The 21,103-nt window shown below is 73.7% G+C and carries 20 protein-coding genes; 8 read left to right on the top strand and 12 right to left on the bottom strand.

The annotated features are described in order from the left end of the window. Window positions 1-86: 86 nt before the first annotated feature. The 3 genes from BS73_RS04545 to BS73_RS04555 are packed head-to-tail and all read right to left on the bottom strand — an operon-like array spanning window position 87 to window position 2,671. Complete coding sequence (locus tag BS73_RS04545) at window positions 87-668, bottom strand: hypothetical protein (protein ID WP_037569925.1); 582 nt, start codon at window positions 666-668, stop codon at window positions 87-89. 4 nt (window positions 669-672) lie between these two features. Next, window positions 673-2,325 (bottom strand): helix-turn-helix domain-containing protein, encoded by a 1,653-nt coding sequence (locus tag BS73_RS04550; RefSeq protein WP_407674961.1) that lies wholly within the window; start codon window positions 2,323-2,325, stop codon window positions 673-675. Continuing rightward, entirely contained in the window at window positions 2,309-2,671 is a 363-nt protein-coding gene (locus tag BS73_RS04555; RefSeq protein ID WP_200886643.1) for a PadR family transcriptional regulator, read from the bottom strand. The genes BS73_RS04550 and BS73_RS04555 overlap by 17 nt, the downstream gene beginning before the upstream one ends. 85 nt (window positions 2,672-2,756) lie before the next feature. On the opposite strand from BS73_RS04555, the gene BS73_RS04560 reads away from it, so the two are divergent. Further along, on the top strand, window positions 2,757-3,509 hold the full coding sequence (locus BS73_RS04560; protein ID WP_322987241.1) for a leucine-rich repeat domain-containing protein: 753 nt from the start codon (window positions 2,757-2,759) through the stop codon (window positions 3,507-3,509). 73 nt (window positions 3,510-3,582) lie between these two features. After that, window positions 3,583-3,975, top strand: a complete 393-nt coding sequence (locus BS73_RS04565) for a hypothetical protein (protein WP_037569927.1) — start codon at window positions 3,583-3,585, stop codon at window positions 3,973-3,975. A 76-nt stretch (window positions 3,976-4,051) separates the two neighbouring features. Here BS73_RS04565 and BS73_RS04570 read toward each other — a convergent pair whose 3' ends face one another. Further along, window positions 4,052-4,249: a hypothetical protein gene (locus tag BS73_RS04570; protein WP_152617521.1), complete on the bottom strand. Its 198-nt coding sequence runs from the start codon at window positions 4,247-4,249 to the stop codon at window positions 4,052-4,054. Window positions 4,250-4,413: 164 nt separating this feature from the next. On the opposite strand from BS73_RS04570, the gene BS73_RS04575 reads away from it, so the two are divergent. The 5 genes from BS73_RS04575 to BS73_RS04595 all read left to right on the top strand — a co-directional run bounded on the left by BS73_RS04575 (window position 4,414) and on the right by BS73_RS04595 (window position 9,176). After that, complete coding sequence (locus tag BS73_RS04575) at window positions 4,414-5,307, top strand: hypothetical protein (RefSeq protein WP_152617522.1); 894 nt, start codon at window positions 4,414-4,416, stop codon at window positions 5,305-5,307. A gap of 67 nt (window positions 5,308-5,374) precedes the next feature. Further along, window positions 5,375-6,034, top strand: coding sequence for a TetR family transcriptional regulator (locus tag BS73_RS04580; protein WP_051939435.1), 660 nt, complete (start codon window positions 5,375-5,377; stop codon window positions 6,032-6,034). Beyond that, the gene (locus BS73_RS04585; protein ID WP_037569935.1) at window positions 6,031-6,807 is read left to right on the top strand and encodes an SDR family NAD(P)-dependent oxidoreductase; all 777 of its coding nucleotides are present in this window, start codon (window positions 6,031-6,033) and stop codon (window positions 6,805-6,807) included. The genes BS73_RS04580 and BS73_RS04585 overlap by 4 nt, the downstream gene beginning before the upstream one ends. Before the next feature lie 93 nt (window positions 6,808-6,900). Continuing rightward, on the top strand, window positions 6,901-7,686 hold the full coding sequence (locus BS73_RS04590; protein WP_037569937.1) for a crotonase/enoyl-CoA hydratase family protein: 786 nt from the start codon (window positions 6,901-6,903) through the stop codon (window positions 7,684-7,686). A gap of 194 nt (window positions 7,687-7,880) precedes the next feature. Then, a complete protein-coding gene (locus BS73_RS04595) occupies window positions 7,881-9,176 on the top strand; it encodes an MFS transporter (RefSeq protein WP_037569940.1) in 1,296 nt (431 codons plus the stop codon). 19 nt (window positions 9,177-9,195) lie between these two features. Here BS73_RS04595 and BS73_RS04600 read toward each other — a convergent pair whose 3' ends face one another. Beyond that, on the bottom strand, window positions 9,196-10,650 hold the full coding sequence (locus BS73_RS04600) for a carboxylesterase/lipase family protein (protein ID WP_051939437.1): 1,455 nt from the start codon (window positions 10,648-10,650) through the stop codon (window positions 9,196-9,198). A gap of 51 nt (window positions 10,651-10,701) precedes the next feature. Then, window positions 10,702-12,201: an MFS transporter gene (locus BS73_RS04605; RefSeq protein ID WP_084703794.1), complete on the bottom strand. Its 1,500-nt coding sequence runs from the start codon at window positions 12,199-12,201 to the stop codon at window positions 10,702-10,704. A gap of 191 nt (window positions 12,202-12,392) precedes the next feature. Between BS73_RS04605 and BS73_RS04610 the strand changes: the two genes are divergently transcribed. Continuing rightward, a complete protein-coding gene (locus tag BS73_RS04610) occupies window positions 12,393-12,971 on the top strand; it encodes a TetR/AcrR family transcriptional regulator (protein WP_037569943.1) in 579 nt (192 codons plus the stop codon). Here BS73_RS04610 and BS73_RS04615 read toward each other — a convergent pair. The 6 genes from BS73_RS04615 to BS73_RS04640 all read right to left on the bottom strand — a co-directional run bounded on the left by BS73_RS04615 (window position 12,968) and on the right by BS73_RS04640 (window position 21,079). Beyond that, entirely contained in the window at window positions 12,968-13,990 is a 1,023-nt protein-coding gene (locus BS73_RS04615; protein WP_037569946.1) for a LacI family DNA-binding transcriptional regulator, read from the bottom strand. The two genes, BS73_RS04610 and BS73_RS04615, sit on opposite strands and share 4 nt — an antisense overlap. 144 nt (window positions 13,991-14,134) lie before the next feature. Beyond that, window positions 14,135-15,832: a glycoside hydrolase family 13 protein gene (locus tag BS73_RS04620; protein ID WP_037569949.1), complete on the bottom strand. Its 1,698-nt coding sequence runs from the start codon at window positions 15,830-15,832 to the stop codon at window positions 14,135-14,137. A gap of 127 nt (window positions 15,833-15,959) precedes the next feature. Beyond that, window positions 15,960-16,889, bottom strand: coding sequence for a sugar ABC transporter permease (locus tag BS73_RS04625; protein ID WP_037569951.1), 930 nt, complete (start codon window positions 16,887-16,889; stop codon window positions 15,960-15,962). Beyond that, window positions 16,886-17,866, bottom strand: coding sequence for a carbohydrate ABC transporter permease (locus tag BS73_RS04630; RefSeq protein WP_037569953.1), 981 nt, complete (start codon window positions 17,864-17,866; stop codon window positions 16,886-16,888). The genes BS73_RS04625 and BS73_RS04630 overlap by 4 nt, the downstream gene beginning before the upstream one ends. A gap of 3 nt (window positions 17,867-17,869) precedes the next feature. Beyond that, window positions 17,870-19,159, bottom strand: a complete 1,290-nt coding sequence (locus tag BS73_RS04635) for an extracellular solute-binding protein (protein WP_037569955.1) — start codon at window positions 19,157-19,159, stop codon at window positions 17,870-17,872. Between the two features lie 291 nt (window positions 19,160-19,450). Continuing rightward, on the bottom strand, window positions 19,451-21,079 hold the full coding sequence (locus BS73_RS04640; RefSeq protein ID WP_235215306.1) for a CocE/NonD family hydrolase: 1,629 nt from the start codon (window positions 21,077-21,079) through the stop codon (window positions 19,451-19,453). Window positions 21,080-21,103 lie beyond the last annotated feature (24 nt).

A 21,103-nucleotide genomic window follows, 5' to 3' on the forward strand; every position in this document is an offset into this window, starting at 1 on the left:
CTCCATGCCAGAAGACCCCCGATCCGGTCGTCTTCCCTCACCCCCCGTCTTCCCCCGCCGGGCGGTGAACATGGCATGGCGGACCGTCAGGCGGCGAATCCGATGCCGGAGCAGTACTCGTAGCCGCCCCAGTCCGAGCCGAGGTCTTCCAGGACGGCGTCCTGCCACTCCGCCGCGAGTTCCGCCTCGTCGCCCTCGGCCCAGGACTCGACGATGCCCTCCCAGTGCCGGACGTTGACGCTGCGGTGGGTGGTGACGTTGCCGCGCCGGCGCGCGCCCTGGACCTGGGACTGGTCGTGGGGATGGATCTCCACCCTGGTGCCGCGGCCCCGGTTGTTCAGCCGGCGGATCAGGTATTCGGCGACGTTGCGGCGGCGGAGGGCGAGGTAGGCGGCGTCCACCCGGTCCCGGTTGGCGCGGCTGGGGCCGGCTTTGCCCGTCTGCCAGCGCCTGAGGGTGCGTGCGGTGACGGTGACGCCGGCCGCGCGCAGCGCCTGGTCGCCGCCCTTGTGCCGGGCGAGGTAGTTCAGGCGGGCGGTCAGGCCGCGCCGGGAGGTGACGGGTGAGGCGATGCCGTGGGCGATCTCGTCCAGCCGCCGCCCGGCCAGGCGCCAGCCGGGCTCGCCGCGCATGCCGTACAGGTGGGGCTGGAGGTTGTTGTACGGCATCGGCTCAGCCCCTGCCCTCGATCAGGTACTCGTCCTTGACCTTCACCTCGGCCACCCCGCGGCCCTCGGTGAACACCTGCCGCCAGTCTCCGCCGGTGAGGTGGAGCTCGTCGGTGCCCGTCATCCGTACCACGGTCAGGCCGTGGCCGTGCGCCTTGTGGGCCTTCACCCACAGGTTGGCGAAGGCCTGGGAGCGGATGATGTGCATCCAGTCCGGGCGGTGGATCTCCCGGTTGTAGGTCGATTCGCCCATGGTGGAGACGAACTTGGCGTACATCGACTTCACGTACTCCAGCGTCAGGTCGTCCCCGTCGGCGATCGCCCTGTCGCGGGCGTCGCGCAGGGTGGCGCGGAAGCGCTCCAGGATGTTCTCCGAGGAGACCGCGGTCCAGGACTCCAGGATCTGCGGCGGCTCGCACAGCGCGCCGTAGCGCTCGGTGGCGCAGCGCTCCAGCAGGCGCAGGGTGGGGTCGGTGATCCACAGCGGGCCGGGCTCCTCCCGCGCCCCCAGCGGGTTGGGCAGGTCCTCGCAGGTCCACTCCGGCGGGTCGACCAGGTAGATGCCGGAGCGGCGGCGCTTGCGGCCACCGGGGCCGTCCCGGTCGTCCAGCACGTCGCCGGCGCGGTGCTCCAGGGGGCCGATCGGCAGGTGGGCCTTGAGGGCGGAGAGGTAGGCCGCGTTCATGTCCAGCGCCACCACCTCGTGGGTGCCCTTCCCCAGGGCGCGGTTGCGCCACTTCGGGCGGGCCTCCCACACCTCGTCGGCGTCCTGCTTGGAGCGCTTGCGCAGCAGGTCCGGCAGCGGCGGGAAGAAGGTGTTGTCATAGCGGGCGCCGGTGCGGGAGGCCTTGAACAGGGCCATCGCGTCCGGGATGGCCCGCCGGTCCAGCGCGGTGGCGGCCGCCTCGACGTCGCCCTCGGCGGTGGCCAGCTCCTCCGCCACCGCCTGCGGGATCATCTCCTCCAGCTCCATGCCGGGCTGGACCAGCCGGGCGTCCGCGCGGGCGCCGCCAGGACGGCCGGCGGGGGCGGGCGCCGCGTCGGCGGGCCGGGGCGGGCGTTCTGATGCCGTGGCGGGCTCGGCGGCGGGCTCGGGCTTGGTCGCGGGCCCCGGGGCGGCGGCAGGCGGCCGGCCTGCGGATGCGGGCGCCGGTGCCGGTACGGGTACGGGTGCGGACGCGGACGGCGGGTTCGGGGCCGCGGGTCGGCAGAAGTTGCCCAGGTGGCGCGGGCGTCCCGCCGACCGGTACGGAGTGGGCTGCCCGCAGACCAGGCAGGGCCCCGGCGGACCGGTGACCAGTTCGCCGGCGGCGTCCCGGTCCATCGCCGGCAGTGCGTCCGGGCCCTCATGCGGATCGGGCCGCGGGCCCGGCTCGGCGTCCGCCGGCGGCGGCGAGGCGGCGGCGAGGCGCTCGGCCAGCCCCTCCAGCAACCGAAGGTACGCGGCCCGCTTGGCGGTCGGCGGCTCGGTGCGCCCGGCCTCCCAGCCGGCCAGCGTGCTGGGGTGGATCCCCAGGGCGCCCGCGACCTGGGGGCGGCTCAGTCCGGCGTCCTCGCGCAGTTGCCGGCGCACTGCCGGGGGCGGCAGCTCCACCGGCGGCGCGACGCCGGCCAGCAGCGCGTCCACCGCGGCGAAGGGGTCATCGGCCATCGCCATCGTCCTTGCTCCTCGGCGCCTTCGGCCCGGTCGGCCCGGTCGGGTCGCTGGGGTCGCTGGGGTCGCTGGGCGACCAGTACACGGCGGCGGCCGCCGCCAGGGCGCGCGGCGCCGCGTCGGCGCCGCGCGGGGTGAGGGTGTAGTAGCTGCGCACGGGGCGGCCCGCGGCCGAGGGGTCGACGTCCTCGCGCTGACGCGCCAGCCACCCGGCGCCCGCCAGCCGCGCCAGGATCGGGTAGAGCGAGCCCGAGCGCAGGCCCGTCAGCTCCATCAGCTCCATGCCGTACCGGGGCGTGCCCGGCTGGGCGAGCAGGGCGTTGAGCACCCGGGCCGTGGCCGGCGTCATCCGCACCTCCGCACCCCCTATGTACTGGACTCTACAGAGGGAGAACCTATCAGGATCCGGACCCGGGAGGTGGCCCGGCGCGGGGTTGTCGACGGCCCGATCGCCGGAAATCCGAGAAATGCGACCGACACTCGACCTCTGGCGCGCGCACCTCGGCGAAGTGCCCGAATGGGTTTGGCTGCGCACCGAACTCCAGGTGCTGATCCTGGCGGAGAACGACCTCACCGACCTCTCACCCCGGATCTCCCGGCTGAGCCGGCTCACCACCCTGGACCTCGGCCACAACCGGCTCACCTCGCTGCCCCCGGCTTTGGGCGAGCTGACCGGCCTGAGCGACTTCCTCTATCTCCACGACAACGCGCTGTCCCGGCTCCCCGGGGAGATCGGCGGGCTGACCCGGCTGCGCTATCTCAACATCGGGGAGAATCCGCTGACCGCCCTGCCCGAGAGCATCGGCCGGATGGCCGGACTGATCGAGCTGCGGGCCCGGCACCTGCGGCTCACCGCGCTGCCCTCCGGCATCGGCGGGCTCCGCGCACTTCGCGAGCTCCGGCTTCGGGGGAACCGGCTCGCATTCCTGCCCGGGTCGCTCTCCGGTCTGCGCGAATTGCGCCACCTCGAACTGCGGGAAAACCTCTTCGCAGAGGTTCCGGATATAGTGGCCGGACTCCCCCGGCTGCGCAGCCTCGACCTGCGCGCCAATCGCATCGGCCGCATTCCCGATTGGGTCGCGGGCATGCCCGCGCTGGAGAAACTGGATCTCCGCTGGAATCCCTGCGAACCCGCGCCGTCTCTGCTCGCGGCGCTGGACCGGCGGGGCTGCGCGGTACTGCTGTGACGTCCCTCCCAACGCGGGGAGAAACCGGGGCTGCGGGCGCTCGGCCCTTGCCGACCCCGTACGATCGGTGACTATGCGAGTTTCGACCCAATTCGCGGACACCGACGCAGTCCGCGACTACGCGACAGGCCTCACCTTCCAGCAGCTGCAGTGCCGGGACTTCGGCCACAACTGGCGCCCGCACACCGCGATGCGCCGCGACGACGGCGGTTTCGACCGCACCCTGGTGTGCAAGTGCAAGGCCCGCCGCGTGCAGGTCCTGGACTCCTACGGGCGCATCGTCGCCACCCACTACGAATACCCCGACGGCTACCAGATGCCCAAGGGCTCCGGCCGGATCAGCAGCGACGACAAGGGCATCCTCCGGATTGCCAGCATCGAGCAGGACGTCGCCAACCGCGAGGAGCGTTCGGCCGCCCGCCGCAAGGCCCCCAGCAAGACCGCCACCCGCAGGCGCAGCCGCTGACACCGTCAGACCGTCCCCCCAGTGGTCCTTGGCCCCGGTCGGAGAGTTCTCCGGCCGGGGCCACTGTCATGTCGGTTCACACAGAGCTGCCCGCCCGCATCGCCTCGGCCAGCGCCGAGAAGCAGGAGAGGCAGTAGCGGTCATCGTCGGTACGGCAGTCGAGCTCAGCGGGCGGCTCGACCGCGACCAGAGACGACGACAGCGTGCGTCCGCACAGGGATTGCCCGTTCCCTTCATCCAGCACATGCCACAACTGGTCGGTGTCGACTCGCATATGACGCATATGACGCCCGTTCTCCATGACGATCCGGTCTCGCCCGATCCTTGCCGGACATCGGACCGGCCGCATCCCGGCCGTCACCCGAGTGGCAGAAGCCGGGGCCGCGGCCAGGCATTCCGCCCGGGTCGCGGCGGGGCGGCTCGGATAGGGTCGAGACCATGGCCAGCCTGGGGATGCGGTTGATGAGCCGGCGGTTGCGTGCGCACATGGCTCGCGGCGAACGGCTGCTGGAGCACGACGTCGGCGCCCTGCCGGACGGCACCACGGCGGCCCTGCTGGCCAGTGACCGCGCGCTCTACGTCTGCACCACCCGGGGGCGGCAGTTCGAGGCCAGCCGGATCTCGCTGGCCGCGATCGGCTCGCTCCTCGACGCGGGCGCCCTCGACCTGGCCACCAGCGACGAGCGGCGGATGACGGTGGCCGCCGGCGGGGGCACCACGGGGGCGGTGCGGGAGGCGGCCCGGCGGCGGCTGCTGGCGATGCCCGGCTACCGGCGGGACTCGGTCGTCGACGACAGCACGTTCACCGTCAGCTACCGCCCCTGGCGGCCCGGCGCCCGCGCGAGCTGGATCGTGGAGGCGCCGCCCGGCTCCGCCGGCCATGAGGAGGAGGCCGCGGAGCTGGTGGAGTCGGCCGAGCGGGAGGTGGAGGCGCTGGCCGCGGACCCCGCCGGTCCTGCGCCGGACGGGGTGGTGCTGACCCCGCTGTCCGCGGAGGCCGTGGTCGCCGACGCACGGGCGGCCTGGGCCCACGAGCTGGGCGTGCGGCCGGCGGACGTCCTCCTGACCCGGCGCGCCGGCGAGGCCGCCCGGAGCCCGCGGGTCACCTTCCTGGTCCTCGACGAGGCGCGGGTGTGGCTGGCCGAGGCCGACCTCGCCGCCATGGAGCACCCGCGCCTCCACTCCGTACCGCTGGACCAGGTGCGGGTGGTGCGGGCCGACGGCGGCGACTGCGTCGAGGTCGGCGCCGGGCGGCCCGAGGACCGGCGGGTGCCGGGCGCCGCCGAGGACCTCGCGGGCTGGCGGGAGCGGCTGCGGGCGCTCAAGGACTGACCCCTCGCCGACTGTCCCGGTACGCCAACTGTCGCACTGCGACATTTTCCGGAGTACGGTCGGAGCCATGGGCACGACCGAGGGACGACGACAGCGGAAGGTCCGGCACACCCGGGCGGCACTCGCGTCCACCGCGCTGCGGCTGGTGCTGGAGCGCGGTCTCGCGGCGGTCTCCGTGGAGGACGTCACCGAGCAGGTGGACGTCTCCCGGCGCACCTTCAACCGCTACTTCTCCAGCAAGGAGGACGCGGTGCTGGACGGCTGGCGGGCGGACTGCGAGCGGATCAACGCGGCACTCGCCCGGCGCCCGGCCGCCGAGCGGCCGCTGGACGCCTACCGGTCCGCGCTGCGGGCCTGGCTCGCCGACGAGGCCTCCCCGGCACTGCACCGGCGGCCGGAGGGCCGGGCGCTGTTCCGGCTCGCCGCCGAGGAACCGGCGCTGACCGCGGTGCTGCGGAGGATCAACGTCGGCGCCGAGGAGGAGTCGATCGGGATCGTCGCCGCGCGCCTGGGTCTCGATCCGGCCCGGGACCTGCGCCCGGCCGTCGCGGTGGGGGCCGGAGCGGCCGTGCTGATGGCCGCGGTCCGGGCGTGGGTACGCGCCGAGGGCGCGGCCGGCCTGCCGGAACTGGTCGAGTCCGCCTTCCGGGCGCTCGCCGCCGAACCGCCGCCCAGCCCGGACGGCAGGCCCATCCCACCCATTTCAGAACGAAAGGACCCGTCATGACCACCACCCAGAACACCGGCCACGCCCAGGAGTTCACCGGCCGGAACGCCCTCGTCACCGGCGGGGCCTCGGGGATCGGCCTGGCCGTCGCCGCCCGGCTGGCGGCCGGCGGCGCCGCGGTGGCGATCGCCGACTACAACGAGGAGGCCGCTCACAAGGCGGCCGCCGACCTGGCGGCGGGCGGGGTCCGCGCGACGGCTCTGCGGATGGACGTGACCGATCCCGAGTCGGTGCGCGCCGGCACCGAGGCCGCGGCCGAGGCGCTGGGCGGCCTCCACCTGGCCGTGAACAACGCCGGGATCAGCGGGGAGGCGGCGCCCACCGGCGAGTACCCGGTCGAGGTCTGGCGGCGGGTGCTCGCCACCAATCTGGACGGCGTCTTCTACTCCCTGCGCTACGAACTGCCCCTGATACTGGCCGCGGGCGGGGGCGCGGTGGTCAACATGGCCTCGATCCTCGGCACCAACGGCTTCGCCGGGGCGCCGGCCTATGTGGCCGCCAAGCACGGGGTGGTCGGGCTCACCAAGACCGCCGCCCTGGAGTACGCGGGGCAGGGCGTCCGGATCAACGCCGCGGGGCCGGGGTTCATCGACACCCCGCTGCTCTCCGGCATGGACCGGGCCGCCCACGACGCCCTGGTCACCCTCCACCCCCAGGGCCGCCTCGGCCGCGCCGAGGAGGTCGCCGAGCTCACCGCCTTCCTGCTGTCCCACCGCGCCTCCTTCATCAACGGCAGCTACCACCTGATCGACGGCGGCTACTCGGCCCGTTGACAGCCGCTGGACGCTCGACGGCCGGCGGCCGGGCGTAACAGACTGGCCGGGCGTAACAGACGGGCCGAAGCCGGGCGAGTGGGAGGAGCGGCTGTGGGGCGGACGGACGGCGGGCACGAGTCGATTCGGGTGGAGACCCGCGATCGGGTGACGACCGTGGTGCTGGACCGGGCCGAGCGGCGGAACGCCGTGGACGGCCCGATGGCGGCCCGACTCGCCCGCGCCTTCCGGGAGTTCGACCGCGATCCGGAGGCCGACGCGGCGGTGCTGTGGGGTGCGGGCGGACACTTCTGCGCCGGCGCCGACCTCAAGGCGATCGGGACCGAGCGGTCCAACACGGTGGCCGAGTCCGGGGACGGGCCGATGGGCCCGACCAGGCTGCGGCTCGGCAAGCCGGTGATCGCGGCCGTGGAGGGCTACGCCGTGGCCGGCGGGCTGGAGTTGGCGCTCTGGTGCGACCTGCGGGTGGCCGCCGAGGACGCCGTCTTCGGCGTGTTCTGCCGGCGCTGGGGAGTCCCGCTGGTCGACGGCGGAACGGTCCGGCTGCCCCGGCTGATCGGCACCAGCCGGGCGATGGGCATGATCCTCACCGGCCGCCCGGTGGCCGCGCCGGAGGCCGCCGGGTTCGGCCTGGTGAACCGGCTCGTCCCGGCGGGCACCGCGCGCGCGGCGGCGGAGGAGCTGGCCCGGGAGATCGCCGCCTTCCCGCAGACCTGCCTGCGCAACGACCTGCGGTCGACACACCAGCAGGAGGGCCTCTCCGAGGCGGAGGCACTCCGCTACGAGACGGCGGTCGGAGTCGACTCCCTGCGTGCGGACGGCACTTCGGGCGCGGCCCGCTTCTCGGCGGGGGCCGGCCGACACGGCGAGTTCGACTGAGGACGGGCGGACCGCGCGGGCGCGCTGGTGGCCGGAGCCGTTTACCCGCTCGGTGCGCGGCTGTTCGGGGGGCGGGCTTTGGGGGCGCGGGGGGTGGGTGACGAGACGGCGGTGGAGGCGGTGGCTCCGGCTGGGGAGTAGTGGCGGGGAAAAGGCGTTGCGCGGGGGGCCGGGATCAGGCATCACTTACGATCATGGTCGACTCACCCGCCTCGCGCCCGTCCGCGCCCGGCTCGCTCTGGCGCAACCGGGACTTCCTGCTGCTCTGGTCCGGCCAGGGCGCGGGGACGCTGGGACCGCAGGTCGCGCTGGTGGTGCTGCCGCTGCTGGCGCTCGACCAGCTGCACGCCTCCTCCTTCCAGGTCTCCCTCCTCACCTCCCTGGGCTGGCTGCCGTACCTCCTCTTCTCGCTGCCCGCCGGGGTGCTGGTGGACCGGCTGGACCAGCGCCGGCTGATGATCGCCTGCGACCTCGGGCGGATGCTGCTGCTCGCCTCCGTGCCCCTCCTCGCGCTGGCCGGCCGGCTGAGCCTGGGCTGGCTGTACGCCGTGGTCGGCCTCGCCGGGGTGCTCACCGTCGTCTTCACCGTGGCCTACCGCAGCCGGCTGCCGCAGATCGTCAGCCCCGATCAACTGGTGGACGCGAACGGCAAGTTGGGCTTGTGCGAGTCGCTGGCGGAGATCGCCGGGCCCGGGCTGGGCGGCATGCTGACGGGCGCGGTCGGAGCCTCCCGGTCGCTCCTCGCCAACGTGCTGACCTATGCGCTGAGCGCCACCACGCTGGGGCTGATGCGCAGTCCCCGGAAGCCCTCCCCCGCCGTGCCGCCGGCCACCCGCCGGCCGCCGGTGCGGGCGGAGCTCAGGCAGGGGCTGGACTTCGTCCGCCGCGAGCCGGTGCTGCTGCGCCTGCTGCTCACCACCAGCGCGTCCAACTTCTTCGTGACGGCGCAGGGCGCGGTGGCGGTGACCTTCATGGTCCGGGAGCTGCGGGCGCCGTCCTCGGCCGTCGGCCTGGTCTTCGCCCTGGGGTCGGTCGGCGGGCTGCTCTCCGGTCTCCTCGCCCGGCGGATCGCCGACCGCTTCGGCAGCGCACGGATCATCTGGCTGTCGATGCTGCTCCCGGGGCCGCTGTACTTCCTGATGCCGCTGGCCGGCCACGGCTGGGGGGTGCTGTGGTACTCGGTGGGCCTGTCGGCGCTCTCCGCCAACGCCACCCTGTTCAACACCGCCTCGCTCTCCTACCGCCAGCGGGTGACCCCGGCGGCGCTGCTGAGCCGGGTCAACGCGGTCTACCTGTGGATCGCCTACGGGGTGATCCCGCTCGGCTCGCTCACCGGCGGGGTGCTCGCGACGGCGATCGGCCTGCGGGCCGCCCTCTGGGTGTGCGCCCTCGGCATGTGGTCGGGCGCCCTGTTCGTGGTCTTCTCACCGCTGCGCCGGATGCGGGACACGCCCCTTGCGGCGGCGGCCGGGGTCCCGGAGCCCGCCTAGGAGCGGGCCGGGGCACGGTTCACCGCCGGCGCAGCCGGGCCGGCGTGCGGCTCAGGGCGTCAGGGACCTCGCGTATCTCCTCGTCGAAGACCATGGCACGGCGGTCGGCGGGGTCGTAGGCGGTCCAGCCGGGATCGCCGTCGCGGGCGAAGCCCACCAGGGCGCCGTGGAGGGCGTCCGCCAGGTGAGCGGGGGCGTCGGGGCCCAGGAGGCCGGCGGCGCCGGGGGCGTCGAGGTGGTCGAAGACGAAGGGGAGATCGGCGCAGTGGGCCGCGCCCAAGCCGGGGGCGGCCCAGGCGAACTGGTAGGCGTAGGTGGGGATGCCCGCCCGAGCGGCGCCTTCGGCGATACCGCGGGCGGGTTCCCGGAAGGTGCGGTCGGAGAGGGCCTGGGCGAGCGCGTGGCCGGGGTTGTCGGTCTCCAGGGCGTGGAGATAGCGGGTCAGGTCCCGGCCGGTGAGGCCGAGGTTGGCGAATCCCTGGCGGCAGGCCTCGATCGACGGGGCGGGGTCCACCGGGCCGAGGACGAAGTTCCACTCCTCGACGGTGGTGCCGATCATCAGGGCGTCCACGGTTCCCGGCTCGGCCAGCGCGTCCTGCGGCGAGGCGGTGAGGACGCTGCCGTCCAGCGTCGGCTGCCAGCGCAGGGAGCCGCGCCGGGCGCACCGGGCCCGGTCGTCCGGCTCTGCCGCCGGGCCCTGGACCTCCCTCGGCAGCCACGCGGCCTCCAGCTCCAGGCGCTTCCGCGCCGGGACGGCGGCGAGGGCGGCAGCGCTGCGTGGGGTACCGAGGAGGGCGGCGAAATCCTCGGAGAGGGCCTCGGCGCGGGGGAGGGAGGACAGGAGCGGGGTGCCGGCACTCATCGCGGCCAGGCGGTGGAACAGCCCCCGGGCCCCGGGGCAGCCGGAGAGGGCGAGGGCGGCCATCGCGCCGGCGGACTGCCCGGCGACGGTGACATTGCCGGGGTCGCCGCCGAAGGCCGCGATTTCGCCCTGGACCCATCGCAGTGCCGCGGTGATGTCGAGGAGGGCCCGATTGGCGAGGCCGTCGTCGAGGACCATGAAGCCCTCGGCGGCGAGGCGGTAGTTGGGGACGACGAGGACGACTCCGTCCCGGGCGAAGGACTCCCCGCTGTACCAGGGTCCGGCGTTGCCCCCGCTGAAGAACCCGCCGCCGGGCAGCCACACCAGGACCGGATGGGGGCCGGCGGAGTGGGCGGGGGCGTACACGTTGAGGTTCAGGGGGTTGCGGCCCTCGACGACGGGATCGGGGAAGAGCTGCTGGGCGACGTGGGGATGCGCCGCCGTCGCCCCCGGCACGGTGGCGTCGAGGATTCCGTCCCAGGGCTCGGGCGGACGGGGCGGGGCGAAGGCGTGGTCCGGGTAGGGGGCGGCCGCGTAGGGGATGCCGAGGAATTCCGCGCATTCCCCGCGTACTCGTCCCCGGATCCGGCCGTTCGCCGTGGGTACCTGCATGTTTCGTCTCCTTCGGGCGGTGGCGGGTGTCGGGGGGAGGACTGGCGCGGTTCAGTCCTGGGGCTCCCGTGCGGGGACCTTCAGCAGCAGTGCGAGGAGGGCGGTGACCGTGCTCATCGCTGCCAGGCCGTAGAACGCGACGCGGTAGCCGTCGACGACCGCCGCGGAGCCGGTGGCGGTGCTGTGGTGGGTGACCGTGGCGGCGACGGTGACCAGGGCGGCCAGGCCGAGTGCCGCGCCGAGCTGGCGGCACATGTTGATCAGACCGGAGGCGACGCCGGCGTCGCGCGGGGCCACACCGGCGGTGGCGGCGACGACCGCCGGCATCATCGTCACGCTCGTGCCGGCACCGACGACCACAGTGGGGAGCAGTACGTGGCCGACATAGTCGGGGTGGGCGGGCAGCCGGGCCAGCCACAGCAGGCCCGCGGCGGCGACCAGGCCGCCGGCCAGCACCAGGCGGCGCGGGCCGATCACCGGGATCAGCCGCTGCGAGAGGAGGACCCCGACGCTGATCACGGACACCATGGGCAGCAGCGACAGTCCGGTGCGCAGCGCGCTCTCGCCGAGGACCTGCTGCAGATACAGCGAGAGGAAGAACAGCGGAGCGGTGATCACCGCGCCCATCCACAGCGTCAGCACGTTGCCGACCCGCAGGTTGTGGAGGGCGAAGACGGCCGGCGGGATGAGCGGTTCACGGGTGCGGCGTTCGATCGCCACGAAGGCGGCGAGCAGCACGAGTCCACCGATCAGCAGGGCGAGGACCTGCCCGGAGCCCCAGCCGTGGTCGGGGGCGATCGAGACCCCGTAGGCGAGCGCGGCGGCGGCCAGGGTGACGGTCGCGGCGCCGGGGGCGTCGATCCGGGCGCGGTCCCGGGCGGGCGCGGTGGGCCGCAGCAGGAGCAGGCCTGCGGCGAGGAGGCCGGCGCCGATCGGCACATTGACCAGCATCACCCAGCGCCAGCTGAACGAGGCGGTCAGCAGGCCGCCGAGGACGATGCCGGCCGCGCCGGCGCTGGAGGCGGCCACTCCCCACCAGGTCATCGCGCGGGTGCGGCGGCCCGGATCGGCGTGGCTAGCGGTGATCAGGCTGAGGCTGGAGGGGGCGAGGGCGGCCGCGCCCGCGCCCTGGACCACCCGGGCCGCCAGCAGCATCCAGCCGTCGGTGGCCAGCCCGCCGAAGAGACTCGCGGCGCTGAAGACGGCGAGGCCGAGCTGGAAGACACGGCGGCGGCCGAAGAGGTCGCTCGCGCGGGCGGCGAGCAGCAGCAGGCCGCCGAAGGCGATGAGATAGCCGTTGACCACCCACTGCTGCGCGGTGGCGGAGAGGCCCAGCCCCGCCTTCATGGACGGCAGGGCAACGTTCACGATGCTGGAGTCGAGCACCACCATGAACTGGGCGACGCAGGCGATGGCGGCGACGGCCGCCAGGGGGACGCCCGGTTTGGCGACCTGTGGTGCGGAGTGGGTGTCGGACGAGGACGGGGACGGGGACGAAGACGCGGACGCGGACGGCGTGGCGGTTGCCCCGCCGGGATGTTCGTGTGGCATGGCCAGCTCTCCTCTGCGAAGTGGCGCACGGCCCTCCGGGCACGCTCGGCCCGATGGCGGATAGGCTGTCCGCCAACTGTAGAGGATTGCCGGATAGGCTGTCCACCAAGGAGGGCGCACGGCCGGAAGCCGAGCCGGGCAACCCGGCGCAGTCGGGGCGACCCGGCGCAGTCAGGGATCGGAGAGGTGCAGTGAGCACGGACAAGACGGCGTTCCCGGCCAGGCGGGCGGCCGCCGAGCGCAATCGGGACAGGATCCTGGCGGCGGCCCAGGCCGCCTTCGCCGACGGCGACACGGACATCTCCATGGCCGAGGTGGCACGGCGGGCAGGCGTGGGGATGGCCACCCTCTACCGCAACTTCCCCGGCCGCCGCGAGCTGCTCGAGGCCCTGTACGCGGGAGAGGTGGACGCCGTCTGCGAGGCCGCGGTGATCAAGCCCGGGCAGAGTCCGGGCGCGGCGCTCGACGCCTGGCTGCGCCTGCAGTTCGACTTCATCCCCCACAAGCGCCTGATCGTCTCCGAGCTGCTGGTCCACACGGACGAGGAGGGCCTGCGCAGCCGCCGCGAGCAGGCGCTGGCGGCCGGCCGCCCGCTGCTGGCCGCCGCGCAGGAGGCCGGCGAGGTGCGCGACGACCTCGGGCTGGAGCAGATCTTCGACCTGATCGTGGCCATCGCCCGGATCCCCGGCCCGCCGGCCTACCTGGAACCGATCGTCCACACCATGCTCGACGGCCTCCGCCGACCGGCTGAGGGCGTGGTCTCCCCCTAGGAGGCCGGCGCCGCCGCGGTGGAGCCGCGGGCGACCAGCTCGGGCTGGAAGACGAACTCGGTGCGCTGGGCCGGGTTGCCGCGCAGCTCCTCCAGCAGCGCGTCGACCGCCGCCGCGCCCATCGCCTCGACCGGCTGGCGGACGGTGGTCAGCGGCGGGTCGGCGAAGGCGATCAGCGGGGAGTCGTCGAAGCCGACCACCGACACGTCCTCCGGCACCCGCAGCCCGCGCTGCCGGACGGCCCGGATCACGCCGAAGGCCATCAGGTCGCTGCCGCAGACGAAGCCGGTGCAGCCGCGGTCGAGCAGCGGCCCCGCCGCGGCCTGGCCGCCCTCCACCGAGAAGAGCGAGTGCTGCACCAGCTTCTCCGCCTCGTCCGGCGGCAGGTCGAGCAGCGTCCGCATCGCCTCCACGAAGCCCTCGACCTTGCGCTGCACGGGGACGAAGCGGTTGGGGCCGACCGTCATGCCGATCCGCCGGTGGCCGAGTTCGGCCAGGTGCTGGACCGCCATCCGGGCCGCCGCGCGGTCGTCCGGAGAGACGAAGGGCGCGGCGATCTTCGCGTTGTACCCGTTGATCAGCACATACGGCACTCCCCGGCCGGCCAGCCGGGCGTACCGCTCGGTGTCCGCGGTGAGGTCGGCGTGGAGGCCCGAGATGAAGACGATCCCGGTGACCCCGCGCTCCACCAGCAGCTCCACCAGCTCGTCCTCGGTGGAGCCGCCCGGCGTCTGGGTGCAGAGCACCGGGGTGTAGCCGTAGCGGGTCAGGACCTGCTCGATGACCTGGGTGAAGGCCGGGAAGATGGGGTTGTTGAGCTCGGGGGTGATCAGGCCGATCAGCCCCGCGCTGCGCCGGCGGAGCCGGGCGGGCCGCTCGTAGCCGAGGATGTCGAGCGCCGCGAGGACGGCCTGACGCGTCTTCGGCGACACCCCCGCCTTGCCGTTCAGCACCCGTGAGACGGTGGCCTCGCTCACCCCCGCCTGCTCTGCGATGTCAGCCAACCGCGCAACGCTCATGGAACGGAAGCCTATTGCACCTGCCGGGCTTTGGACGGCGGTGCGTGGGCGCCGGCCCGCGCCGCCCGGACCGGGGCCCCGGGCCGAGGAACGCGGCCGGGCGGACGGGATCTCCATCGATCTCCTTCGATCGCTCTGCGACGGTCAGCTGGTCCACCACGCGGTGGTGTCCCGGGCCAGCGGGAATGCCCCCTCGGCGGGGGCGTCGGCCTCCGCGGAGGCCAGCAGCAGGCGGCCGGGGGCGTCGATCAGCACCGTCTCCGCACCGGTGTTGGCGGTGCAGGTGAGGACGGTGCCGTCGGGGGCGGTCCGCCGGAAGGCGAGGACGCCCTCCGGGGCGGGGAGCCATTCGACCGCGTCGCCGGCGCCGAGCGCCGGGTGCCGCCGGCGCACGGCCAGCGCGCTGCGGTAGAACTCCAGCGTGGAGGTGGGGTCCCCGGTCTGCGCCTCCACGGTGTACGCGGCCCAGTCGGCCGGCTGCGGCAGCCAGGTCGGGCTCTCGGGGTCGGGGCCGAAGCCGTACGGCGGCGCGCTGCCGGACCAGGGCAGCGGGACCCGGCAGCCGTCCCGCATGCCGTCCTGCCCCTCGGCGTCGCCGCCGGCCCGCGAGCGGCGGAAGGCGGGGTCCTGGCGGGCCTCGTCGGGGAGTTCGAGCACCTCCGGAAGCCCCAGCTCCTCGCCCTGGTAGAGGTAGGCGGAGCCGGGGAGGGCGAGCATCAGCAGGGTGGCCGCGCGGGCCCGGCGCAGACCGTCCTCGCCCTCCCCGCCGAGGCGGGTGCGGTGCCGTACCACGTCGTGGTTGGAGAGCACCCAGGTCGCCGGGGCGTCGACCGGGCGCATCGCGGCCAGCGAGCGGTCGATCACCTCGCGCAGCTCCTCGGCCCGCCAATCCGCTTGCAGGTACTGGAAGTTGAAGGCCTGGTGCAGCTCGTCGCGGCGGAGGTAGAGCGCGGTGCGCTCCACGGTCGGGGTCCAGGCCTCGGCGACGCCGATCCGGTGGCCGCCCGGGCCCCCGGAGTACTCGTCCAGGATGCGCCGCCACTCGCGGTAGACCTGGTGGACGCCGTCCTGGTCGAAGAAGGGCAGGACGGCGTTGCCGAGCAGCCGGATCTGGTCGCCGTGGCCGATGTCGGGCAGCCCGGGCGCCTTGACCAGCCCGTGCGCCACGTCGATCCGGAAGCCGTCCACGCCGAGGTCGAGCCAGAAGCGGAGGATGGAGCGGAACTCGTCGGCGACGGCCGGGTCGTCCCAGTTGAAGTCGGGCTGCTCGGGCGCGAACAGGTGGAGGTACCACTCCCCCGGTGTGCCGTCCGGGTCGGTGGTGCGGGTCCAGGCGGGTCCGCCGAAGATGGACTCCCAGTCGTTGGGGGGCAGTTCGCCGTCGGCGCCCTTGCCGGGGCGGAAGTGGAAGCGGCCGCGCAGCGGGGAGCCAGGACCCTCGCGGAGCGCCCGCTGGAACCACGGGTGCTGGTCGGAGCAGTGGTTGGGAACCAGGTCGACGATGATCCGCAGGCCCAGCCGATGGGCGTCGGCGATCAGCGCGTCGGCGTCCGGGAGGTCGCCGAACATCGGGTCGACGGCCCGGTAGTCGGCTACGTCGTAGCCCGCGTCCGACTGCGGGGAAGCGTAGAAGGGCGAGAGCCACACGGCGTCCACGCCCAGGTCGCGAAGGTAGCCGAGGCGGCTGCGCACGCCGGCGAGGTCGCCCATGCCGTCGCCGTTCGCGTCGGCGAAGCTGCGCGGGTAGACCTGGTAGATCACCGCGTCCCGCCACCAGTCGGCGGGGGCCGGGGCGGTGGCGGATGCGGGGGCGGTGGCCGGGGTGGCCAGATGCTGCGTCATGGAGTCCCTAGGGTGCGGGGGCGGTCATGGGTACGTAGCGGAGGCGGTGCGAGAGGCGGTGCGAGAGGCGGTGCGGGAGCGTGGTCCGGGAACGTGGTGCGGGATCGGCGCAGGGCCGGTACGGGGCTCAGCCCTTGGTGCTGCCGGCGGTGAGTCCCGAGGCCAGGTGGCGCTGGATCAGGAAGAAGACGACGGCGGCCGGGATGAGGATGATCATCGCGGCCGGTGTCACCAGGTTCCAGTCGGCGCGCTCGGCCGTGGCGAAGGTCTGGATGCCCACCGGGAGGGTGTACTTGTCGCTGCTCATGAAGAGGTTGGCGTAGGCGAACTCGCCCCAGGCGGTGAGGAAGCCGTAGAAGGCGGCGACCGCGATGCCCGGGCGGGACAGCGGCAGGACCAGCCGCCAGAACGTGCCGAACGGGGTCAGCCCGTCCACCCGGCCCGCCTCGTCGATCTCCACCGGCACGGTGTCGAAGTACCCCTTCAGCATCCAGGCGCTGAACGGCACCGAGACCGTGCAGTACACCAGCACCAGGCCCTGGTAGGTGTCCAGCAGGTTCAGCGCCGCCAGGATGTTGTAGAGCGGCACGATCAGCACCGCCGCCGGGAACATCTGGGTGACCAGGAACATCCACATCAGCGGGCGGTGGCCGGGGAAGCGCATCCGGGAGACGGCGTACCCGGCGCTGGCCGAGAGGAGCAGCCCGACCACCGTGGTGGCCACGGCGACCAGCAGCGAACTGCCCATCCAGTGGAGGAACTCGTGGCCGCCGCCGGTGAGCAACGCGCGGTAGTTGCCGAAGCCGAGGTGGCCGAGGATCAGGCCGGGGTCCTGCCAGGCGTTCTTCGGCCCGAGCGAGATCAGCAGCACCCAGGCCACCGGGAAGACGGCCACGGCGGCGGCCAGTACCAGCCCGCCGTGGAGCAGCAGCGAGGCGAGCGGTCCGCGCTCCCCCCGGGGGCGGGGACGGCCGGTCGCGCGGGCGCCACGGGCGGCGCCGGCGGACGGCTGCGCGGGCGCGGTCTCGATCGCGGAGGCCGCCGATGAGATCGTCATGAGACCGCCTCGCCTCGGTTGATCTGCTTGCGGTAGTAGGTGGAGAAGGCCAGCAGCACGGCGAGGATCAGCACGCCGTACGCGGCGGCTCCGGCGTAGTCCGAGACGCCGCTGCCGATCAGCCGGTAGGCCGCGGTGACCAGGATGTCCGCGCTGTCGTCGGTGGTCTGACCGAGCATCAGCCAGATCACCGGGAACTGGTTGAAGGTCCAGATCGTGCCGAGCATCACCACGGTCGCCGTCACCGGGCGCAGCCCGGGCAGGGTCACGCCGGTGAAGCGCTGCCACGGGCTCGCGCCGTCCATCTCGGCCGCCTCGTAGAGCTCGCGCGGGATGGCCTGCAGGCCGCCGAGCATCGCGACCATGTTGAACGGGATGCCGATCCAGACGTTGACGATCACCACCGCGACCTTCATCGCCGTCGGCGAGCCCAGCCAGTCCTGGGCCGGCAGACCGAGGTGGGTGAGGACGGAGTTGAAGACGCCGTACTGGGAGTTGAGCATCAGCCGCCAGGCGAAGACGCTGACGAAGGCGGGCACCGCCCAGGGCACGATCAGCAGCGCCCGGTAGACCGCGCGGCCGCGCACCCTGCGGTTGAGCATCACGGCCAGCGCCATGCCGAGGGAGACCTGGAGGGTGACGCAGCAGACCGTCCAGACCACCGTCCACACCAGGCGGCCCCAGAAGTAGCCGTCGGAGAGGATGTCGGCGTAGTTCTTGAACCAGACCATGTGGTAGGTCGCCGGGATGTGGTTCATCCCGATGTGCCGGGCCACGTTGGACTCGTTGGCGTCGGTCAGCGAGTAGTAGATCCCCTTGCCCAGCGGGTAGAGCACCAGCACGGCCATCACGATGACCACCGGCAGGACCATCGCCCAGCCGTACCAGTGGCGGTCCAGGGCCCGGCGGAGGCGGCGGAGGGGGGACGCCGGGCGGGAGGCCGGCGGGCGGGTCGCGGAGAGAGCGTCAGCGGCCATCGGTCACCCCACGCTGTAGCCGGGCAGCAGGCTCTTGAAGCCCTTGGCCGCGTCGTCCGCGCCCTGCTGCGGTGTCTCGGTGCCCTGCAGCACCTTGATGTAGGCGGTGGCCAGCGGCGTGAACAGGCTGCCGACCTGGGCGACCTGGGCGCGCGGGCGGGCGGTGTCGAGCACCGGGCGGAATCCGGCGATGGACGGGTCGGCCAGCACCTTGGCGGTGTAGGCGGAGCTGCGGGCCGGCAGGGTGCCGTTCTTCAGCGCGATCTGCTGCTCTGCCGCCGTCGAGGTCATGAACTCGGTGAACAGCTCGCTGGCGGCCAGCTGGCCACTGCCCGCGTAGACCACCAGGTCGTGCCCGCCGGTGGGGGCCGAGGCGTGGCCGGTGCTGCCGGCCGGGACGGGGGCGATGCCGAGGTTGGACTTGTCGGCGAAGGCGCTGCCGGTGAAGTCGTCCGCGGTCGACCACGGTCCCTGGACGAGCATGGCGACCTTGCCGGTCTTGAAGGCGGTCTGCATGTTGTCGTAGGCGTTGGCGAAGTCCACCTTCATGGAGGAGGTGTCGTAGACCTTCTTCGCCTCGGCGAGGGCGGCCACCGCCTGCGGCCGGCTGATGGTGATCTTCTTGCTCGCCGGGTCCACCATGTCCGCGCCCTCGCCGTAGAGGAAGGGCAGCAGGAAGTAGCTGTCGGGGTTGAGGTAGGTGCCGTAGGCGCCGGTCTTCTGCTTGATGACCGCGGAGTCGCTGATCAGCTCCTGCCAGGTCTTCGGCGGGGCGGCGATGCCGGCCTTCTTGAAGAGCGCCTTGTTGTAGAGGAGGCCCAGGGTGTCGGTGACCGAGGGGACGCCGTAGGTCTTGCCGTTGACCTTCGCGGTCTGCTCGGGGCCCTTGAGGAAGTCGGCGGGGGTGTCCGCGACCGCGCGGGTGCCGTCCAGCGGGGCGAGGTAGCCGAGGGTGGCGTACTCGTCGACCAGGCCGACGTCGGCGCGCATCACGTCCGGTGCGCCCTTGCCGCTCTGCGCCGCCGTCTTGAACTTCTGCTCGACGTTGGCGAAGGGCACGTTGACGTAGTTGACGTGGATCTTCGGGTACTTGGCCTCGAACTGCTTGATCAGGGCCTGGTAGGCGGGCGCCTCGGCGGTGGCGTCCGAGGTGTCCCAGTAGGTGATGGTGCCGGCGATCGCGGAGGGGTCGCCGGAGGCGCTCTGCCCGTGGCCGCCGCCGCTGCTGCCGCAGGCGGACGCGGCGAGGGCGATCGCCACGGCGAGGGCGGATGCGGCTATGCGACGTTGCATGTGCACTCCTTCGTGGGTGGGCCCCGGCAGGGGGGTGGTGCGCCCGCCGGGTCGAGGAGGAAGGTAGCAGCGGGCGGAGCCGTTTGAAAGGTCTTGCAGCAAACTTCCAACGCGAATTGCCGGGACGGGCGGCGTACCGCACCCGGGAGGAACTCGCGGAAGGCCAACTCACCAGGGCAGAAAGCGCGTTCGGCGCGGCTCTGGCGGCTCGTGCGGCCGGCGCCTGCAAGACCTCCCCGGGAGGTCCCCACCAAGGCTGCAAGTTCTTGCAGGCCCGGCCGGGACGGGCGCTCAGTCCGCCCGGCGGATCGGCAGGATGATCGCGGACGGGTGCTCCGGGTCGTGGAGCACCCGCTGCTCGGCGGCGCGGAGGGTGGTGGCGGAGGCCCGGGGCTCGCCGGTGCCGGGGTTGCGGTTGTAGCGCGGGAAGGCGCCGCTGGAGACCTGCACCCGGATCCGGTGGCCGCGCCGGAACCGGTGCGCCGTCGGCCAGAGCCGGACCTCCGCGCAGACCGTGCGGTCCGCGCCGGCCAGGCTGACCAGCCCGTCGCAGACGTTCACCGAGCGTCCCCGCGGATCGACGTCGCAGAGCCGGACGAAGACGTCGGCGTGGCGCAGGCTGGACCGGAAGTACACCTCGGCTCGCACGTCCCCGACGGCCTCGACGTCCTCGGTCAGCACCGGGGTGGTGTAGGAGAGGACATCCCGCCGGGCTTCGAGGGCGGTGTTGTCCACCCCGCCGGCCCTGGTCAGCATCGCCATCCGGACGCCGCCGGCGGCGGGGGTGGGGTCGGCCGGGTCGTAGCGGTACCGGTCCGGCGGCGCACCGGCCGCCGGCGGCTCGGGGCCGAGCACCCCGCCGGGGTGGAGATGGAAGCGCTGCGGCGAGTAGCCGGGCGGCGGCCAGCACGGGAAGTCCCGCCACCGGTCCTCCCCCATCACGAACAGCCGCACCGGGGCGCGCTCCGGCGGCTCGTCGCCGCGGGCCAGCGCCAGCCCGAAGCCGAGCGCCTCCCGGGCCGCCGCCTCGCCCCAGCCGGACGAGATGTGCGCCCAGGGGCCGACCGTCAGCCGCGGCCGCCGGCCGGCGTCCTGCAGCACCCGGAAGTCCCTGAGCTGCCCCGGAAGGAAGATGTCGTACCACCCGGCCACCAGGCTCGCCGGCACGGTGACGTCGGCGACCTTGGCCCGGTGGTCGGCCGGCGCCCAGTACGGGTCGTCCCGGTCGTGCTCCAGGACGCTCTGGATGTACGCCGACCTGCGCCCCGTGGCCGCCGTGTCCGCATCGCTCAACGGCAGGGTGCGCAGGGCGCGTTGGGCCTTCCGCTCGCCGAGGAACTGGCGCAGCATGGCGGCGCGCCGCTCCTGCCCGGCGATCTGCACCCCCCACAGGAACGGCACCTCCAGGGAGAAGCCGTCCCGGCGGAGGAACTCCAGGGTGATCGCCGACTCGGTGACCACCGGGATGATCGCCTTCACCTGCGGAGGCAGCGCGTCGGCCACCGCCCACTGGACGTAGCCGAGGTAGCTGGCGCCGTAGAGCACCATCGAGTCGCCGAACCAGGGCTGCTCGACCGTCCAGGCCAGGGTGTCCAGGCCGTCCTCGCGCTCGTTCCGCAGCGGGTCGAAGTCCCCCGCCGAGCCGAAGGTGCCCCGGGTGCTCTGCACCAGGGCCTGGAAGCCGCGCTCGACCAGCGGCCGGACGATCTGCGTGACGAACATCCCGCCCCTGCCGTACGGGGTGCGGATGAGCACGGCCGGCAGGCCCTGTCCGCCGCTGCGGGGCTCCCACCGGTCGGCGAGGAGCACCGCGCCGTCCCGCATCGGCACCGGGAGGCCGCGCCGCACCGTCAGCTCGCGGGTCAGCGGCGGCGGCAGATGCTGGGCGAGCTCGATGGACCGGCTGGCGATCTGGAACACGGCTGCCTCCTTGGCCCGGTGCCA

The sequence above is a fragment of the Phaeacidiphilus oryzae TH49 genome, assembly GCF_000744815.1.
GTDB classification, from domain to species: Bacteria; Actinomycetota; Actinomycetes; order Streptomycetales; family Streptomycetaceae; genus Phaeacidiphilus; species Phaeacidiphilus oryzae.

Excerpts from the sequence above, each read along its gene's own strand:
- BS73_RS04545 (WP_037569925.1), bottom strand. The coding sequence starts at position 668 with ATGCCGTACAACAACCTCCAGCCCCACCTGTACGGCATGCGCGGCGAG.
- BS73_RS04550 (WP_407674961.1), bottom strand. The coding sequence starts at position 2,325 with ATGGCGATGGCCGATGACCCCTTCGCCGCGGTGGACGCGCTGCTGGCC.
- BS73_RS04555 (WP_200886643.1), bottom strand. The coding sequence starts at position 2,671 with ATGACGCCGGCCACGGCCCGGGTGCTCAACGCCCTGCTCGCCCAGCCG.
- BS73_RS04565 (WP_037569927.1), top strand. The coding sequence starts at position 3,583 with ATGCGAGTTTCGACCCAATTCGCGGACACCGACGCAGTCCGCGACTAC.
- BS73_RS04570 (WP_152617521.1), bottom strand. The coding sequence starts at position 4,249 with ATGCGAGTCGACACCGACCAGTTGTGGCATGTGCTGGATGAAGGGAAC.
- BS73_RS04575 (WP_152617522.1), top strand. The coding sequence starts at position 4,414 with ATGGCCAGCCTGGGGATGCGGTTGATGAGCCGGCGGTTGCGTGCGCAC.
- BS73_RS04580 (WP_051939435.1), top strand. The coding sequence starts at position 5,375 with ATGGGCACGACCGAGGGACGACGACAGCGGAAGGTCCGGCACACCCGG.
- BS73_RS04585 (WP_037569935.1), top strand. The coding sequence starts at position 6,031 with ATGACCACCACCCAGAACACCGGCCACGCCCAGGAGTTCACCGGCCGG.
- BS73_RS04595 (WP_037569940.1), top strand. The coding sequence starts at position 7,881 with ATGGTCGACTCACCCGCCTCGCGCCCGTCCGCGCCCGGCTCGCTCTGG.
- BS73_RS04600 (WP_051939437.1), bottom strand. The coding sequence starts at position 10,650 with ATGCAGGTACCCACGGCGAACGGCCGGATCCGGGGACGAGTACGCGGG.
- BS73_RS04605 (WP_084703794.1), bottom strand. The coding sequence starts at position 12,201 with ATGCCACACGAACATCCCGGCGGGGCAACCGCCACGCCGTCCGCGTCC.
- BS73_RS04615 (WP_037569946.1), bottom strand. The coding sequence starts at position 13,990 with ATGAGCGTTGCGCGGTTGGCTGACATCGCAGAGCAGGCGGGGGTGAGC.
- BS73_RS04620 (WP_037569949.1), bottom strand. The coding sequence starts at position 15,832 with ATGACGCAGCATCTGGCCACCCCGGCCACCGCCCCCGCATCCGCCACC.
- BS73_RS04625 (WP_037569951.1), bottom strand. The coding sequence starts at position 16,889 with ATGACGATCTCATCGGCGGCCTCCGCGATCGAGACCGCGCCCGCGCAG.
- BS73_RS04630 (WP_037569953.1), bottom strand. The coding sequence starts at position 17,866 with ATGGCCGCTGACGCTCTCTCCGCGACCCGCCCGCCGGCCTCCCGCCCG.
- BS73_RS04635 (WP_037569955.1), bottom strand. The coding sequence starts at position 19,159 with ATGCAACGTCGCATAGCCGCATCCGCCCTCGCCGTGGCGATCGCCCTC.